Here is a 17883-nt window from a genome sequence, read left to right on the forward strand (position 1 = left end):
CAGGTTTGCGGGTTTTGCGTTTTCTCACTGTAATTATCGGGAAGTGGCTGGAGATGATCGAGTGCATATCCAGTCGTAACCGATATTTATAAAGAATTCATAAACTCAAAAACCGCGTAATCTATGCGGGTTCGTGTTTGGATTTCTTTGACTCTTCTCTGACCGCTGACTTTTTTCTTTTACTTGCTACAGGGCCAGCCGTATAATGAAAATTCATTAAGTTTGCTACCGTTTCGTACTGGAGTCCTCTATGGCAGTTTGTTTAGTCCCTGTGAATCAAGGTCGCCCGATCGTACTTGATAAGGCAATCATTCTTGTTGGACGCCATCCGGACTGCGATATTGTTATTACGGACAGCCCCAAAATTTCGCGTAAACATTGCTGTCTGGCGATTGTTAATGACCGCCCGGTGGTCCGTGATCTGGGAAGTATGAATGGTGTTTTCCTCAATGGGAAACAAATAGATCAGCAGGCCTGGCTGAAGCTGAATGACGAGTTGAAAATCGGCAACGTCGCCTATCATCTGCAAAATATTGGCGCTGATTCCCAGAAGAAGCCTGACTCGGCTGACAACGCGCCCGCTGGTGACGATGCTCCTACCAAAGCGCCTTCGGTGCAGCACTTCAAAAAGCCGACGAAGGACGTTGATATTTCACAGCAATTTCCGGTTGCCATTTCAGACAGCGGGCAAAACGTGAGCGTCAACGAAATTCTGCCCAGCGACGAACTGGAACAGGCCGAAGACGAAGACGACGAAGAAAATTATTCGGACAGTCATAACTTCGAAGGCTCCGGCTCGCACATCGAGTTTAGCTCTACCTAGAGCGCGTTCAATCTGGCTTGATTTCCACCGTCCGACTTTTCATTTGAGTCAGGATTGGATTCCAGAATCGGAAGTGTGCCGTCGTCATCAGCAGCAACAGCGTTATGCAGCTGACAATCCCGCCGATCAAAAACCAGCCTGACTGATAGGTCCAGATCACTTCGTGTTTCCCCGCGGGAATCTTAACGCCTCGGTACATGCCTTCGATCAGTTCGCTCTCTGCGGGCAGACCATCCACGTAGACTTTCCAGCCAGGATAATACAAGTCGGTTAGGATTAACGTATCTTCGGTGGGCGTGTCCGCTTCAATGATGATTTCATTTGCCCGGTACACTTTGATGGTTGCCGACTGATTGGTTTCTGGTTGCGTCCAGGCGAGCCGGCCGCGGGTACCTTCCAACTCATAGAAGTAAAGCGGTTCATCAAAGCGGCCCCAGGCAGGATTGATCACTGCGTCGAAGTCGCTCCAGACCGGTTTAACGGGCCATCGATTCAGATCCAGTTTGTGCTGGCTGAGGATATGCGTGACCCCGGCTTTGCGAAGCCATTCAATCTGTTCCGGAGTTGCTGGTTCTTTAAACGGCAGCGGTTGGGGCATTGTTAGTTTAGGATCGAAATACTGCTCGGGGCCAATACCCAGATACACGGGGGTGGACGACACGCCGATCAATGTAGGCAGGTTGGCTCCCGGGGCAAAGAGTCGCACGGGTTTACCATATTCTTTTACAATTTTTCTTAAGGCACTTTTATCAACCTGATTGATGGGTGGGTTGGGAACGATGGCAGCGTACGTTACATAACGGCTGACTACCCAGAAATCGGCGATCGTAAACAGACAGACGAGTGCGACGAGTACCAGTTGGATTGTCTTATTCCAGTTCTTGACCAGTCGTTCCAGACAGACGCCAGCGATAACGGCGACGGCGAATGTAGTCACAATACCATAACGTCCGGGGCCGGTGAAAAAGCTGAATCCGGGCAGATGTTTTGTCAGCGGCAGAAACCAGCCGGGCGTGTAGAGCAACGCCAAAAATCCGATGACCGCCAGCAGCACGAGTCTGCGATCACCGGTCCAGGCTTTGCGCCATGTGCCGAAGATTAACAGCAGCACAGCAGCGATGCCGAAATAAAGGTGTGCTTCGACCTGATTAGTGGCATCGGAGCCCGGGGCAAGGCCCGCGTCAAGGTTGACTTCGTATGGATACCAGGCCCAGGGGGCAACAACTTGTGATAGATACCAGACGGGAATATGACCGTAGCCGGGTTGGTGGGATCGTTCTCCTACTTCGGCCCGTTGGCTTAACTGTTTCAATTCCCAGGTCGGCCCCAATTGCACTGCCGAGAGACCATAGGCGGCGCTCAAAGCCAGCAGTAACAGGATAACGGTCGACCGTCGATACGGTTTGAGCTGATCGGTTGCTGCATCGCGGCTGAACCAGATGCGAGCGGGAATATAGACGAGTAACATGAGTTGTGTAATGAACGCTAGATTGAAATGGCCCGGCAGGATCTGCATCGCGAGCGCGAAGCAAAGCAGAATCGGATACCGCCAGAGCCGGGTCTGAAAAAACGATTCCACGCACCAGAGTGTCAGTGGCAGCCAGGCACCGCCGATGATGGCCCATTCCAGACAGATTCGCGAGGGAAACCAGCCGTAGGTGTAAACGAGACCGGCAAACAGTGCCGCGATTAGCGTGTATCCGAGCCGCTTTACATACATTGCCGTGAAGACAAACGCCATGATGTAGTGCAGAACCTGGACGACGTTATAAGCCGCATTCACGGGGAGAAAGCGGTAGGCGAAATAGTTGAACGGATAAAAGGCACCCGTTTGGCTTTCGGCGACTAAGGGGAAACCGTGGCCGATGTTGGAATTCCAGAGCGGAAATTCCCCCGCCTGCAGACGCTCGGCAAAGAATGTTTTTTGCGGAAAGAAATAGGTGTAAAGGTCGCCGCCGATCAAACCGCCTCCAGACCAGAGGCCGCCCCAGAAGATCCAGGTCAAGCCGACCGCAGCGACCAGAATCAATCCGGCGAACAAAGATGTACTCGGGGTGGGAGATACTTCCGGCTGACGCGAATCAGTTTTCTTCTTGCTCTTCTTTGAGGGATGACTCAAGCGACTGGACCTTGTGCTGACAAAATGGAAGACGGCTGAATATAGAACGTGTATTCTAAGCCGCCCGCTCTGATGTCTCAACACACAGGACGCGGAACTTATTCACCAAACATGCGGTTCAGGCGATCCTGATGGTAGGCCAGTCGTTGTTCGGAATTCATGGAAGCAAAATCAGGCGCTCCGTTTCCGGTGGTTGCAGGCTTGGTCGAGGCTGTTTTGCCGGATGTTATTGCCGCCGGTTTCCCATTTGCATTCTTTGGCGGGAAACTGAAAGTTTTGCCGTCTTCGCCACCATAACTCATCACAGCGGTTTGATAAGTCAGATCGACATCCAGACTTCGCGTCGGTTTGATTCCCAGTTCCTGCAGCACGCCGTGATAGGCTTTGACGGCTTCGACTGGTTGGATTTTGTCTTCGACGAGAAACCTTAAGAATTGAATGAACGCCAGCTGGTGCTCGGCTTGATTAATCTTGCGACCAAACAGTGCCACGCGTGCGCCATATTTTCGGGCATCGTAGATTAACTGGAACGCATCGAGTGTGGTTCCCGCTGAACCACCCAAAATTCCGACAATCAAATGCGGATCGTAGGCGACGAGTTCTTCCATCGCCCGCGGTCCATGATAAACCATCTTCAAAAAGGTAGGCCGTCCTGCTGAGGCGACGCCAGCCAGTGTGCGGGCAATCAAGTCGTTAATAAATCCGGGTGCGGTGTCCGCGGCGACGGCGTTGCTGGTGTTGGGATCAAAGATTTCCAGGAAGTGACGGAACTTTTTGCGTTCGGCTTCTTCCCGGAATTCTTTATAGCGTTCTAACGTTTCGAGATCATCTTCGAGATTGTTGTTGAACGTGACCGAATACAAACCGAGGTCGGCCCCATAGACCCGCTCTTCGGGTTTACAGTCGAGATGTCCACATTGAATATGATCCAGGCTGGCCGAGCGAAACGGCTTGGCCGCCGGGATATGAATTCTGCCGCCGCGAGGAATATGCACGTCAGTCGTATCATTGGCGCGGGCTGCGGGTGTGATGGGCGAATTGTCGAACAGGCGTTCGTCAATCGTCAGTTTTTCACTGGTGCTGGCAGACATCAAAACGATGTCGACCACTTCCTGCTGGATGACTTCACGAATTTGTTCTCGGTATTCAGCCAGCGTTTTGTATTTGAGTTCCTGGTCGTGCCGCTCGGGCGACAAGCCGGGAGCACCAATGCCAAACGCCATGTCGGCATCCTTGGCATCGGCGATGATAAACTCTTTCGAGCCGCTGGGGTCAGCGTGGATCGATTGGATTTTTCGATCAAGTGATTTTTCCATCAGACAATCATTTCAAATCAAAACGCAATAGAGGCTGAACGCACTTAAAAATTACCGACGGTAGACCGCTTGAGATCAGCCGAGTACTTTATCGAGAGTTTCTCGGAGCACTTTGCCTGACTGAGTCAGCGCCAGTTGTTCTTTCGGCCAGAGTTCAATTTCCAGATGTTTGACGACACCAGAACGACCCATGACGGTTGGTACGGAGATGCAGACATCCTGCAAACCGAAGGCACCATTCTGCAGAGAAGAAACCGGCAGAATTCGACGTTGATCAAGGGCGATGCAGTGCACGACATCCGCGATGCTGACGCCGACCGCGAAACCGGCTCCCCCTTTTTTCTTGATGACTTCCGCTCCACTACCACGAGTCTTCTTTTCGACTTCGGCAATCAGAGAAGGAGTGGAGCCGGGGAACTTGTCCAGTGGCAGACCACCAACTTGCGCGGCCGACCAGATCGGAACCATGCTGTCACCGTGTTCGCCAAGAATCAGAGTTGAAACCTGAGTCGGTGGCACATCCAGACGGGCAGCGAGCATGCTGCGGAGTCGGGTGGTATCGAGTACGGTACCGAGACCAATCACCTGTTGTGGTGGCAGTCCGAGTTCTTTCATGGCCAGATAAGTCAACACGTCAACGGGATTCGAAACGACGAATACAATCGCCCCTGGTTTTGTGCCCACGCGTTTGACGTCTGCCAGAATGCCTTTGAACAACTCGACATTGCGGTTGATCAAATCCAAGCGGCTTTCTTCGGGTTTGCGTCGCAGACCGGCGGTGATCACGATCACGTCGCTGTCTTTCACCAGTTCGGTTCCGCCTGCGTAAATCTTCTGGTCGGCGGTGAGTGAGCTGCCGTGCAACAAGTCCAGAGCCTGGCCTTCGACCAGATCCTGGTTGACGTCAACCAACGCGATTTCCCGGACGATGCCTCCGGCCTGTAATGCGAAGGCGGCACAGGAACCTACGAGTCCACCTCCACCAATAATACTGACATTCATGATCAAATCTTTTCTATATGACGATGTAATGTGTGTGTGAATTGTAATTCAGTCGACCTGCGAATTATTTACCCAGTGCTGACATAACCTGTGCTGTGATCGCTTTGATCAACTCCTCAGAAGTAGCACCATTGGCAGCGGGAGCCGCTTCGGTCGATGGTTTCTGCAGGTATCCCGGATAGCTGGGAGCAGGTTCAAATGATTTCTGCTGTGGGATTCCTTCTTTGTATCCGTCGCGGAAGGCACTGTTTCCACACAGGTCACAGTCTTCCACGTGGAAGCGAGGGTCATCGAAGCCGAGCTTCTTCTTCAGGTCGAGCAGTTCACGTGTTTCGGTTTCAGTGAAGTAGCTGACGCGTCCCATTTGCTTAGACAATAACAGGATTTTGCAGTACGCATCCAGGATTTCCGTTTTCCAGTAAGCGTCTTCGACAGACTTGCCGAAGGTGACGGTTCCGTGTCCTGTCAGGATAATCGTGTTGGTGCCCCCTTTAAGGAATGGTACCACGGTGTCGGCGAACTTCTGTCCGCCCGGTGTTTCGTAGGGTGCCATCGGAACTTCACCCATGAAGACTTCGACTTCAGGCAGCACGCACTGTGGAATTGGCTCGCGGGCAACAGCGAAGGCGGTTGCGTGTGGCGGGTGGCAATGCACAACGGATTTGACATCGGGGCGTTCTTTCATGATCGCCAAGTGCAACAGGATTTCGCTGGTCCGTTTACGGGTACCGGCAATCTGGTTTCCGTCGAGGTCGACAGCACAGATATCTTCGGGTTTCATGAAGCCTTTGCAGATCATGGTAGGTGAGCAGAGGACTTCGTTTTCGCCGACACGAATCGAGATGTTTCCGTCGTTGGCCGCTGCAAATCCTTTATTGTAAACGCGACGTCCGATTTCGCAGATCTCTTCTTTCAGATTCCGGTCGTGAATTCCACTGTTCCATTGATTTGACATTGTTTTGACTCCAAACGTAAATTTAAAAAATTGGTGTTTTCAGTTATTGTGATTCGACTAGTAAACTTCGACCTGATCCAGAATCGCTGACACATAGGCGTCAATCGGTTTTACATCAGGGTGAAAGGGAGCGGCTGCTTCTGCTCCTTCGCTGACTGCAATCTGGCAGCCTGGTGAAGCACCCAACTCGTCGTAAATGATAAACGGTTCCGTTTTCTTCTTTTTTTTGCTATTGAGTTCATCACTCTTTAAGGGAATCGCAATCAGCCATCGGGCGGCATCCAGACTGGGATGCTTGCGTGAAAGCGTCACTTTTCCGATTACTTCTGCGATTTTCATAATTCATTTCCTAAAGCAGATTAGTTTCCCTTTGTGGGAACGCCTGCGTTGACAAAGGTCTTCATCAAATTTCTCAGTTCCATGAACGATTTCTGTTCTGGATTCACACAAATCAGATTCGGGCTCATTTGTGCGACGACGGTTCTTAAATGGTTCACATCCTGAATGGCGGCGGCACAAACTTTTTGATTCCGATTCGCCAGGCAGGCTGCTTTCTCAGCTGCTGATGCAAACAGAACGACTCCTGCTGCATCGGCACGGCATAAACTACTGATCGCTTCCTTGACGGAATCTTCCAGTGAAGAACTCAGTTCCTGTGACCAGCGTGCACCGGTCTGTTGTTCGATTGTTGTCAGCGCGTTTTCGACGGCAATGGAATTAGAAAGTACAATTGCCCGCCAGGGAGACCCCTGCCCTTTTTGAGGAGCAGCAGTCGAAGTGGCGCGATGTACGTCGATTTTAAATTCTCGCAGATAATCTTTTGCAGAAGGCGTCAGCAGTGATCCCGCAGCGATGCCGACAGCCGATTGGCCTTTGGCTTTTTCTGCCAGCAGATCCGCAGTGATGACTTTCTCTGATAAGACAACTGAAGTGTTAGGCGTTGTCACAGGTGGTACGCTAGCCGTTGTTTGTCCGCCCTGCCCCTGTCGGGAAAGGGTCGACAAAACGTTGGCGACAACCTGATTGACTAACTCTTCAGAAAACTGCATAACGTTGTGATTCACTTTATTCTGGAATCGATTATTACTGATCAATGACACCCATGGTGGCCCAGCGAATGGGGGTATTATTCGCACCGACCATTTTCCGGACCTCGGCACCGTCTGAAGTAAGCAGGACGATATCACCCTTGCCGCACCCCAGTTCGTCGATGACCAGCTCAGGAAATCCGTCCGCGTTGCCTTGGATATCGAGCGTTTGCACCAGCAATAAACGCCAGCCGGCAAGACTGGGATGTTTTGCCGTTGCGGTTGCTCGTCCTATGACTCGTCCTGTCAACATTGAATTTCATTCCTGAGACGGTAATCTGCTGCTGCGTTGACAGAACTACGGTTCCGTCAACGTTCTGTTGTATTAAATGACTCTGAAATGCCCCACTGTCGTGGAACGACGGAAGCGTGTGAATGTCATTGGATTGGTAACTCCTTCACCGGTCGGAGTCGCGATGCTGAACGATCCATAACCTTCTCCACCGTTGCCCAGAGCAGCTCCACAAGGACCATTCTGCACGAACAGCGTGGTATCCATGATGCGACCCATTTTTGTGATCGTTTCAATATTACGTGAGTGGATCATGCTGGTGTGTCGGAATCCGTGTTCAAATTCTTTGGCCAGTTCAATTCCGTGGTCTGCGTTGCGGCAGCGAATAAACGGAACGAAAGGCATCATCTGTTCTTCAGGTACGAACGGGTTGTTCGTATCGGTTTCGCCGTAAAGCAGTTGTGTTCCTGCGGGGACGCTGACGCCGATCAAGCCGGCGAGGACAGATGCGTCCTTACCAATCAGATCCCGGTTGAGCACAGCGTGTCCGCCCGGTTCTGTGGGAGGCGAGAATGCCAGCGATGTCAGTTGCGCGACCTGCTGAGAATTCAACTGATATCCGCCATGCCGTCCCATAGCGGACATCAGTTCGTTGAAGATACTTTCGACAGCGAAGACTTCTTTTTCGCCGATGCATAACAGGTTGTTATCGTAGGCGGCTCCGATGATGATCGATTTGGCAGCGTTGTCGATGTCAGCAGTTTCATCGACGACGACAGGTGGGTTACCAGGACCGGCGACAATCGCACGTTTCTTAGCAGCCAACGCAGCGCGGGCAACACCCGGACCACCGGTAACGCACAACAGAGGCACGCCCCGATGATTGAAGATGGCGTCGGCCGTTTCCAGTGTGGGAGTTCCCAAAATTGTGACCAGATTCTGTAAGCCAGTTGCCTGATAGATGGCCTGGTTGAAACGTCGTACCCCTTCGCAGGCGATTTTCGCGCCGCCGGGATGCGGGTTCACGACTAGTGTATTGCCGGATGCGACCATGTTGATAAAGTTACAGGCCAAAGTTGGCAGGCTGTGTGTGACGGGAGTAATCGCCCCGATCACGCCGAAGGGGGCGTATTCGGTGATGCTGATTCCATTATCTCCAGACACGGCTTCCGTCTTCATGAATTCCATGCCAGGAATACTTTTGATTAACTGGAGCTTTTCAATTTTGTGATCGAGACGACCGATTTTTGTCTCTTCCAATTCCATGCGCCCCAGTTCTTCAGCCTGTGAGTCGCAGATCTGACGCACGATTTCGAGCGCCTTGGCCCGGTCTTCCAGCGAGGAGTTGAGCAGTTGTTTTTGTGCATCATTGGCAGCTGCGACAGCCTGATCGACAGAGCTGAAGACACCCCAGTCACCATCACGGTGTGGTGTGGACGAAGCGGAACCGTAACCGCCTCGATTATTGAGTTGTGATAACACTTCCTGTACGACACTGCGGATGGCATCTTCTGTCGTCTGCATAATCTATTTCTCCCCGAGCAGTCTGGCTTTGAGGCAACTCCTCAATGCAGCAGTCTCAGTCTTTCAAAATTCAGTTTTGGTGTTCCAGGTTATAGTTTTCCATCTGGTTGCGAATCCATCCGTCCAGTTTTGATTTCGTTGGTACCGAAGCGATCATGACCAGCAGTAAAATGCCGACCGGTACAAAGGCCAGCATCTGGTTTTCAATCAGGACAGCCACCAGATTGAGCATCGCAGCACCTTCCAGTAATGCCATGCCGAGAATCATTCGGACCATGAAGATCTGATAGAAGTTTCCCAGCATCTGTTTTTCGTCCAGATTACCCTCTGCCTGTGCTGCTTGCATTGTTTGATGAAACTGATTGCGGGCAACCAGATTCGGAACAATCATTCGCAGTACCAGCATTAACGCCGCCATTCCCATTCCGATGTAAGTGATAACGGGTAAACCGCCATCAGCTGCATCTTTCAGGCCAATGATTCCAACCACAATCCCAAATGTGACGACACCCATGATCAACGCCAGCCAGATGACGGTCATCATCATCAGACGCTGCTCTGGAGTAATCTGTGGTAGTTGATTGGACATCGTATGCTTCCGGTTCAGAACGCTGACTAATCCTTCGAGTTAAAAATTTCGTTCGACCCTACGTGAACCTGATCGACAATGCCGATGATGGCGGCGTCAATGGGCAGTGTTTTCGTTTCGGGTGTGAAGCGGGCTGATGACCCCTGCACACACAATACGATTTCACCCTGCCCTGCTCCCACAGTATCGACGACGATAAACGATCGTCCCGTGGGAGTCAGATCACTCTGGTCTTTTTCGTTGACTCGCAACGGCTCGACAATGAACAATTTCTGGCCGACCATCGCTTCGACTTTTTGAGACGAAACAATGCTGCCGGTAATACGTCCTATAAACATCGAACCAACTCCTGTATAATCCTGAAAAGGATACTCATTCTCTGCGGGCGTTACGAACGCCCTTCAATCACTTCCACTGTTTGCCGTCCGACGACAATTTCTTCATTGGTCGGTACGACCCAGATTTGCACGTTACTGTCGTCCGCCTGGAGTTGTGACTCTTCGGCGGCTGACTGATTCCGTTCTGCATCCAGACGGATTCCCGCCCATTCCAGGTTGCTGCAAACTTTTTCTCGTAAACTTACGCTGTTTTCACCGATTCCACCCGTGAAAACAATCGCATCGGCGCCGCCCAGTACCGTCAGATAGGCTCCCAGGTAATGTCGGATCGCTGAGTGAAACACGTCAAGAGCCAGTTGGGCTCGTTCGTGTCCATTGGCGGCCGCTTCTTCCAGATCGCGACAGTCGCCACTCAATCCACTCATACCTAACAGGCCTCCCTTGCTTGACAGATCTTCCAGAAGTTCCGCCAGAGATTTTCCGGTGGCCTTCATCAAGACTGGCAGAGCAAACGGATCAAAATCACCCACACGATTATTGTGCGGCAATCCTGTCTGGGGGCTCATTCCCAGACTGTTGGCTTTGGAGACACCACCGTGCATGGCACATAAAGAGCTACTTCCCCCGAGGTGACAGGAAATTACCTTCAGGTCGTCTTTCCCGGTGAGTTCGGCCATACGAGAGCCGATATACCGGTGACTGGCACCATGAAATCCCCAGCGTTTCACTTCGTATTCTTCCTGCCATTGAAAAGGAATGGCATAGGTACGATTTTCATCTGGAATGGTTTCATGGAAGGCGGTTTCCAATGCGGCAACGAGCGGGATTTCAGGAAACGCCTGACGCAGTTGTCGCATGGCCCGGGCATACGGAGGGTTGTGGGCAGGTGCAATATCTGCCAACGCCTCCATCTTGGTCAGTAATTCTTCATCTACCAGACGAATGCCACTTAAGTTTCCAGCAAAGACTGCTTTGAATCCAATTCCGGCAACTTCAGCTGCTGACTCGAGGCAGCCCCATTCGGGGTTGGTCAATTGAGACAGACACAAGTTGACGGCGGCAGCATGGTCGGGCACGTTTTGTTCGTGCTCTTCCCGATGCTCACCAATTTCCACAGAGCAATGGCTCTGTTCTTCACCGATCCGATCAATGCCCCCGCGTGCAAGCTGCACTTCTGCGGGCATATCGAACAGGCGATACTTGAAACTGGTGGAACCTAAATTGGCGACAAGTACTTTCATTGCAGGAATCCATTCTGTGACTTAGAGACTGGTGTTTCGACTTCCGTTTCCCCGACCAGCACTGGATGTGATGACCGGAAAGAACCAACAGTACGCTCTCTTAGATAAAGTTAGACATCAGACCTTCGGAGGGGCGTGCGATCACGTGAGCGCCAACCAGTTCTCCGATTTGAGAAGCAGCAGCAGCACCAGCATCAACAGCTGCGCGAACCGAGCCGATATCCCCTTGAATGACGGTTGTGATGAAGGCACCACCAATTTGAATCTGACCAACCAGAGTCACGTTGGCAGCTTTAAGCATGGCGTCGGATGCTTCGATTTGAGCAACCAGACCTTTTGTTTCAATAAGACCAATAGCTTCAGAACTCATTTTGTCCTCAATCTTTTTAATTGTGATAGGGTGGGCTGAACTGCCTGTTGTTACATACCAGTTGAACGTCAGCTGGTTATGATCATCGTCGTTACGATCAGATTCAGGAATTTCAGCCGTCAATGTTCATAACCCGTTATTATTTCTTGGCAGCAGCAGTTTTACCTGGCAGAACGCTCGCCAGTTCTTCGTGAGGACGTGGAATGACCTGCACGCTGACTACTTCACCCACTTTGCTGGCAGAAGCAGCACCGGCGTCGACAGCAGCTTTGACTGCAGCAACATCGCCGGTAACAAAAGCGGTGACCAAGCCACTGCCTACTTTTTCCCAGCCAAGCATCTGTACGTTGGCAGATTTCAACATTGCATCGGCGGCTTCAATCAGGCTGATCAGCCCTTTTGTTTCCACCATTCCCAGGGCTTCCATTGCTTTCGCCATGAGTCAGTTCTCCTTTTAGAGATAGTTAAGAAAAAAACAGTTCGTACGTTAGGCAGAATTTGAATACGATTCTGCCACAAGATTCAATTCGCTCATCACAGGGATCAGCTATGTTTGCATTTGCAGCCTTCAGGAACATACAGTTTGACTGAAGAGGCATGGTCCAGATCGACTGCGTTGCCTTCATCGGTATCGATGTGGACTTCAAGTTTGACTTCGGGATTTTCACGCACCACCACGTCTTCCAGGACGGTCGTGCAACCCTGTGATTCGATTCTCAGGTGTAATTTGTCGCCGTTAGCACAGTCGTAGTAAGCACAGTCAGCAGGAGACATGTGCACGTGGCGTGCAGCGCGGATGACGCCGAAATCGAGTTCAACGACACCCTTGGGGCCCATCAACACACAGCCGGGCGTGCCTTTGAGGTCGCCACTGATGCGAATCGGAACATCGAGTCCCAGCGAGATGGTGTCGGTAAAAGCAAGTTCTACCTGAGTATCACCGCGGCAGGGGCCTAAGACACGCACGTTAGGAATCATGCGACGACGAGGGCCAACGACGGCCACAGTCTGAGTCGCCGCGAAGTAGCCATCTTGGTAGAGGTCTTTCTGTACTTCGAGTTCAGCTCCTTTGCCGAACAGGACTTCCAGGTGTTCCTGTGAAAGATGGATGTGTCGGGCGGAAATATTTACCACCAGTGGGTTCGGGGCAGTCGTGGGTGCGGAAGCGGCCCCTGCTCCGAGTTGTTGTGATAAAGCCTGTCGAACCAGTTGTTCTACCTGCGAGTGTGAGATGGAATTGGAAAGTTGTGTCATAATATCAGATCTCAATTTTTCGAATTGAATGAGTAATATCTACCGGAATGGATGCTTATGTTTCTACAATGGTCAGTTCGATGCCTGCGTTCTGGATCACGGTTTTCCATTTCTCCGAGATACCATCGTCAACGACAATGTGGTCGACTGTATTCAGCGGGCATAAATAGGCCAGTGCCGAGTGGCCAAATTTGGTGCTGTCTGTCACAACAATCACTTCTTCTGCTGCTTCAAACATTTGCTGTTCTGTTTCCACCAGTAACATGTTGCTGTTGTAAAGTCCGTCCTCTGTAATGCCTCCGACGCTGATAATGAGCCGTCGCACATGGACACTTTTCAGTGAGTCCACTGCTGTCTTGCCTAATGCGACTCCCGTTTTGGGGAACAGGAATCCCCCGATCAACATCAAATCAATTTGTGGCTGATTGACCAGCAGATTGGCAATCGGCAGTGAATTCGTAACAACCTGCAATTGTTTTCCCGCCAATTGTCGGGCGACTTCCAGTGTGGTGGTGCCTCCATCCATCAGCACCGCTTCGCCGGGAGAGACCATATCTGCTACAGCCTTTGCAACTAGCCTTTTTTGCCTGGATGACATAAAGGACCGGTCTTCAAATGTAGCTAAAGATTCTCCACTGTAAGCAGCCCCACCACGGGTTCGTCGAATTTGACCGATTCCGTCAAGATACTCCAAATCCCTTCGAACGGTAGATTCAGAGGCACCCACAGAATCCATCAAATCCACAAGAGACACAAATCCCTTGTTTTCAACAATTTTTAGGATGCTTTCCCGTCTTTCGTCAAGCAACATTGACATGCAAACTCCTCCTGAGACGATATGTTTCCCTAAAGAATATGCCTTACAAAGCGCTGACTTTCAATTCATATTTCCAAAATACCCCTATAAACTTTCAAAATCAATCAAAATCTGTCAGTTGTTTTGAAAATTCCTAAAGACTTCATCTTACCTAAAGGAAATATTCACTTTAGGACGGAAATTGGTAAAGTTTCTCCAGCCTTCCTGTTTTGAGTCTGCTGAAGTCTATTTGCGGAGAGGAATCGTGGATTCGTTTCCATCTCACCAAAGGGGCACTCTTCTCTACCTCCCCTGGCCCCGATGATCAGCTTTTCTTTTCCTGAAGGTAAAACCTGGCCAGTTTAGCTCGCATGGTGCCGGCTTGTTTTCAATCCGGCCGGAGCGGAATATGCCGATTTTCCTGATTTGCCGGGTTTTTGTTGTCCAGATTTGCGGTGTGTATCGATTTTGAGCAAAACATCGATATATGCGATACCTGATCCGTCGATGAACAGTGTGTACCCGCGCATCAGAAATGCGCGATGAAAAGAGCCGACAGGGAGGTCGCGGTGAAACTGGAATATTCGCTAGCCGTTTCGGCGGCGATGGTCTTAGTCAGTGGTTGTGCCACAGGGCCAGAGCGTCAAGTCTCGAAGCGGCAGGATACAACGCCGAAGGTGGAGCGGGTTTCGACATTGGAAGAAAAGCCGTATCGACTCACTCTTGAAGAAGTCGATGACTTTTTGGCGAACCACAATCGGTCCGAGTTCACAACGCGACACGTTACTCATGAGCAGGATATCGCCTTGCCGCTCGCGGAGTATGCTGCCCCTCTGCTGCCAGCCCCTGATGACGTTATTAACGAACAGCAGAGCGAACATCACGTCGTGATGTCGCTGGAAGCGCTCGAACAAATGGCGTTGTCTAATAATCCCACATTGACCCAGGCGATGGCGCAGGTGGATGCGGCTTCTGGTGCCGCTTACCAGGCGGGGCTTTATCCAAACCCTGTTGTGGGATATGCCAGTGATCAGATCGGAATTGTTGGAACCGCGGGTGAATTGCAGGGGGCTTTTATTTCGCAGGAATTTGTTACTGGCGGAAAGCTGCAGCTCAGTCGTGCGAAATGGTCGCAGGCGGCCTGCATCGCGGAGACGAATCTTTCTGCTCAATATGAGCGTGTGCTGAATGATGTCCGGATTCATTTCTATCAAACATTGTCAGCACAGCAGCATGTGGAAATTCAAAAACAGCTTGTTGCGAACGCGCAAGACAGTGTTCAGACACATAAAGAGATGCTCAATCTGGGGCAGACCAATATGGCTGGTTTACTGCAGTCGGAAGTCGATTTAAGCCAGAACCAGTTAAATCTGAAAATGTCCGAAAACAATCTGGAGCAGGCGTGGCGAAATTTGATGGCGATGGTGGGGACACCGGAAATAACTCGTTCGACTCTGAGTGGGACGCTTGAGCCATCGGATGAAAAATTGGATTGGGATTCTGCATTTCATCATCTATTGCAGAACAGTCCCGAGCTGGTCGCAGCCGGTGAAAAGATACGCCACGATGAAATTACTGTCGAACGAGAACGAGTTCAGCCGATTCCCAATATTCTCGTTGATGTGAATTTCGGTCACAACTTTGAAACCGACAATACCGTGGCAGGAGTGACCGCCGGTATTCCTTTGCCGATCTTTGATAATAACAGTGGGACCGTCGATCAAGCGATGGCTGATCTTAATCGATCGCGGGCTGATGTGAAGCGGCTGGAGTTAACATTGAGTATGCAGCTGGCCGATCAATACCGCGATTACCAGACAGCCTGGCAGCATCTTCAGGCTTACCAGAGCGATATGTTACCCAAGGCTAAGCAGGTTCATGAGATGCTGCATGCCAGTTATGTCAAGCGGCGGGCTGCCTGGCCTGACGTGTTGATGGCGCAGCGGCGATATCTGGAGCTGCAGCAGCATTATACCGATGCGCTACTGGAGTACCGTGAAACGGATATTGTGATTCGAGGCATGTTGTTAACGGGTGGGCTAACCGAACCTCCGGCACCGCTGAGTGGCGGTCATATCGACGCTGTTCCCAAGCCACGGTAAGGATGGCACCGGACAGAAATCAGGGTGTCTAAAGAAGAACGACTCAAAATGGATGAAAGACGAGCCATGGAAACTCCCAACGATCGCAGGAATTTTCTTGTACAAGGAGCGGCAGCGACCGCCGGTCTGTTTGCTGCCGGTTCGGTAATGGGGCAGCAGCCTGAAACAGCTTCGATCTCCGATGCGGATGTTGCGGGGCCTCAGTCAGATGATGGCTATCCGCGGATGCATCCCGGTCTGGGTGGTCCGATTGGCAGCCCAACAGATCGTGGCAAGCTGGTATCCGGACTTCGAAACCCCGGATTGCCACCCGTGAACGTGGTTGCGCCGGACCTCACAACAACGAGTGGGAAAATGGTGGATGGTGTGAGAGAATTTCATCTTCGTGCCACTCCCGTACGTCGAGAAGTATTGCCGGGCATCTGGATGAATGCCTATGGTTATAATGATCAGTTTCCGAGTCCGGTACTGGAACTGTATCAAGGAGATCGGGTGCGGATTGTGTTCAAGAATGAATTGCCCGAGCCGACGTCGCTGCATTCGCATGGTCTTGAGTTGCCCGTCTATATGGATGGTGTTCCGGGTGTGACGCAAAGCCTGATCCAACCGGGTGACACATTTGTGTATGAATATGATGTGCATCAGGAAGGGACTTATTTCCTGCATTCTCATGTGGCGATGCAGGAAGCGATCGGGATGGTTGTGCCGTTTATTATTCATCCTAAGGTCGCTTACAACCCGGTGGTGGACCGCGATTTTGTGTTGGTCACGCAGCAGTTTTCCATGATGCCCCATGCGGACATTCCCAATACACAGTCGATGGATTGGAACTTTATTACCGCGAACGGACGTTGTGGTCCGTTTACGACGCCTCTGGTCTGCAAGCTGGGTGAGCGGGTTCGCATTCGGTTTATTAACTACAGCACGCTGCACCAGCATCCGATGCATTTGCACGGCCATACTTACTGGGTGACGGGTACGGAAGGGGGACGAATTCCAGAACCAGCGTGGGTTCCCGGTAACACGGTGATTCTGGGTGTTGCGCAAGCGCGGGATGTGGAATTCATCGCGAATAATCATGGTGACTGGGTGCTACACTGTCACATGTTCCACCATATGATGAACCACATGGTTTCGCAGGTGGGGCCGATCATCCGGCAGGAGAAAAATAAAGCCGGTTTTGAGGTTCCCGGTTTTCCGCAGATGATGTCCAGCGCGAAGTGGTCGAAGGAAGAGCTGCATCGAATTACGAGCCGTCGCGAAACGCAGGGGATGCGCGAAGGCTGGTATCACGGCGTGAAAGGTTTATTCACCGTGCTGCGTGTGCTGCCACCAGAGTTGTATGACAAAGTCATGCATACGAATGATCCGATACCGCCGAATTCGAGTACGCCTCTCAATCCGCCGCCGGGAATTCAGACGCTTTAGGTCGAGGAACATCGCAACCGGAGCTACTCTTCGATGATGGCGCGGCGATCGACGATTTTGATTTTGCCTGCGGCGAAGAGTTGGATGGCGTGAGGATAGAGTTCGCATTCAGCCTGGAAGACATTGGCGGCGACCTGATCGGGGGTGTCGGTCCCTTTGACGGGAACGGTACTCTGGCCGATGATCGGGCCATGGTCGTATTCGTTGTCGGCAAAGTGCACGGTGCAGCCGCTGACTTTGACGCCGCGTTCGACGACGGCTTCGTGAACTTTATGACCGTAAAACCCGTGTCCACAGAAGGCGGGGATTAGTGCCGGATGAATATTCATCACACGGTACTGGAAGTCGTCGGGAATGTGAATCAAAGACAGAAAACCGGCCAGTGTGACCAGATCGACTTCTGCTTCGCGACAAAGATCAAAAATCGCGGTGCTGAAGTCGTGAACGTTTTCAAAACCACGGCGCGTGATGACTTCACAACGCAGACCGGCGGCTTCGGCTTTGGCAATCCCGCCACAATCGGAGCGGCTGGCGATGACCAGTGGTACCTCAATGTTGAGTTCACCGGCTGCCCGTTTTTCCAGAAAGTTCGTGAGGGTTGTTCCACCACCGGAGATCAGAACTGCCAGTTTTAAAGGACGATTCAGGACAGGAGCGAGAGTGAGGTCCGCGTTCATACTAGTGATATAATATTCTTTTATTGAGG

The 17883-nt window shown here is 51.4% G+C and carries 19 protein-coding genes; 3 read left to right on the forward strand and 16 right to left on the reverse strand.

Features of this window, described 5'->3' with window-relative positions:
- Positions 1-250 precede the first annotated feature (250 nt).
- Positions 251-823, forward strand: coding sequence for an FHA domain-containing protein (locus AAC022_RS12260; RefSeq protein ID WP_339731262.1), 573 nt, complete (start codon positions 251-253; stop codon positions 821-823).
- Between the two features lie 7 nt (positions 824-830).
- On the opposite strand, the gene AAC022_RS12265 is transcribed toward AAC022_RS12260, so the two are convergent.
- From AAC022_RS12265 to AAC022_RS12335, 15 genes are all read right to left on the reverse strand, one after another.
- Positions 831-2942 carry a YfhO family protein gene (locus tag AAC022_RS12265; RefSeq protein WP_339731263.1) on the reverse strand — a complete coding sequence of 704 codons (2112 nt, stop codon included), beginning with the start codon at positions 2940-2942 and terminating at the stop codon, positions 831-833.
- A gap of 98 nt (positions 2943-3040) precedes the next feature.
- On the reverse strand, positions 3041-4258 hold the full coding sequence (locus AAC022_RS12270; protein WP_339731266.1) for a hypothetical protein: 1218 nt from the start codon (positions 4256-4258) through the stop codon (positions 3041-3043).
- 75 nt (positions 4259-4333) lie between these two features.
- Positions 4334-5260: a lactate/malate dehydrogenase family protein gene (locus AAC022_RS12275; protein WP_339731268.1), complete on the reverse strand. Its 927-nt coding sequence runs from the start codon at positions 5258-5260 to the stop codon at positions 4334-4336.
- Between the two features lie 64 nt (positions 5261-5324).
- Positions 5325-6215 (reverse strand): class II aldolase/adducin family protein, encoded by an 891-nt coding sequence (locus AAC022_RS12280; protein ID WP_339731270.1) that lies wholly within the window; start codon positions 6213-6215, stop codon positions 5325-5327.
- Between the two features lie 57 nt (positions 6216-6272).
- The gene (locus AAC022_RS12285) at positions 6273-6554 is read right to left on the reverse strand and encodes a EutN/CcmL family microcompartment protein (RefSeq protein WP_339731273.1); all 282 of its coding nucleotides are present in this window, start codon (positions 6552-6554) and stop codon (positions 6273-6275) included.
- Positions 6555-6574: 20 nt separating this feature from the next.
- Complete coding sequence (locus AAC022_RS12290) at positions 6575-7264, reverse strand: hypothetical protein (RefSeq protein WP_339731275.1); 690 nt, start codon at positions 7262-7264, stop codon at positions 6575-6577.
- 34 nt (positions 7265-7298) lie between these two features.
- Positions 7299-7556: a EutN/CcmL family microcompartment protein gene (locus AAC022_RS12295; RefSeq protein ID WP_339731277.1), complete on the reverse strand. Its 258-nt coding sequence runs from the start codon at positions 7554-7556 to the stop codon at positions 7299-7301.
- Between the two features lie 72 nt (positions 7557-7628).
- Entirely contained in the window at positions 7629-9059 is a 1431-nt protein-coding gene (locus AAC022_RS12300; RefSeq protein ID WP_339731280.1) for an aldehyde dehydrogenase EutE, read from the reverse strand.
- 70 nt (positions 9060-9129) lie between these two features.
- Positions 9130-9648 (reverse strand): hypothetical protein, encoded by a 519-nt coding sequence (locus AAC022_RS12305; protein WP_339731282.1) that lies wholly within the window; start codon positions 9646-9648, stop codon positions 9130-9132.
- 26 nt (positions 9649-9674) lie between these two features.
- Positions 9675-9986: a EutN/CcmL family microcompartment protein gene (locus AAC022_RS12310; RefSeq protein ID WP_339731285.1), complete on the reverse strand. Its 312-nt coding sequence runs from the start codon at positions 9984-9986 to the stop codon at positions 9675-9677.
- Between the two features lie 50 nt (positions 9987-10036).
- Complete coding sequence (locus AAC022_RS12315) at positions 10037-11227, reverse strand: acetate/propionate family kinase (protein WP_339731287.1); 1191 nt, start codon at positions 11225-11227, stop codon at positions 10037-10039.
- Between the two features lie 100 nt (positions 11228-11327).
- Positions 11328-11720 carry a BMC domain-containing protein gene (locus AAC022_RS12320; protein WP_339731290.1) on the reverse strand — a complete coding sequence of 131 codons (393 nt, stop codon included), beginning with the start codon at positions 11718-11720 and terminating at the stop codon, positions 11328-11330.
- Positions 11721-11736: 16 nt separating this feature from the next.
- Positions 11737-12036, reverse strand: coding sequence for a BMC domain-containing protein (locus AAC022_RS12325; RefSeq protein ID WP_339731292.1), 300 nt, complete (start codon positions 12034-12036; stop codon positions 11737-11739).
- Between the two features lie 104 nt (positions 12037-12140).
- Complete coding sequence (gene pduL / locus AAC022_RS12330; RefSeq protein ID WP_339731295.1) at positions 12141-12851, reverse strand: phosphate propanoyltransferase; 711 nt, start codon at positions 12849-12851, stop codon at positions 12141-12143.
- Positions 12852-12906: 55 nt separating this feature from the next.
- The gene (locus tag AAC022_RS12335; protein ID WP_339731299.1) at positions 12907-13668 is read right to left on the reverse strand and encodes a DeoR/GlpR family DNA-binding transcription regulator; all 762 of its coding nucleotides are present in this window, start codon (positions 13666-13668) and stop codon (positions 12907-12909) included.
- 521 nt (positions 13669-14189) lie between these two features.
- On the opposite strand from AAC022_RS12335, the gene AAC022_RS12340 reads away from it, so the two are divergent.
- Both AAC022_RS12340 and AAC022_RS12345 read left to right on the forward strand, forming a co-directional pair.
- Entirely contained in the window at positions 14190-15749 is a 1560-nt protein-coding gene (locus AAC022_RS12340) for a TolC family protein (RefSeq protein WP_339731301.1), read from the forward strand.
- Positions 15750-15773: 24 nt separating this feature from the next.
- Positions 15774-17177 (forward strand): copper oxidase, encoded by a 1404-nt coding sequence (locus AAC022_RS12345; protein WP_339731303.1) that lies wholly within the window; start codon positions 15774-15776, stop codon positions 17175-17177.
- 23 nt (positions 17178-17200) lie between these two features.
- On the opposite strand, the gene purN is transcribed toward AAC022_RS12345, so the two are convergent.
- On the reverse strand, positions 17201-17854 hold the full coding sequence (gene purN, locus AAC022_RS12350; protein ID WP_339731305.1) for a phosphoribosylglycinamide formyltransferase: 654 nt from the start codon (positions 17852-17854) through the stop codon (positions 17201-17203).
- Positions 17855-17883: the final 29 nt, after the last annotated feature.

It is taken from the genome of uncultured Gimesia sp., from assembly GCF_963976445.1.
Classification (GTDB): domain Bacteria; phylum Planctomycetota; class Planctomycetia; order Planctomycetales; family Planctomycetaceae; genus Gimesia.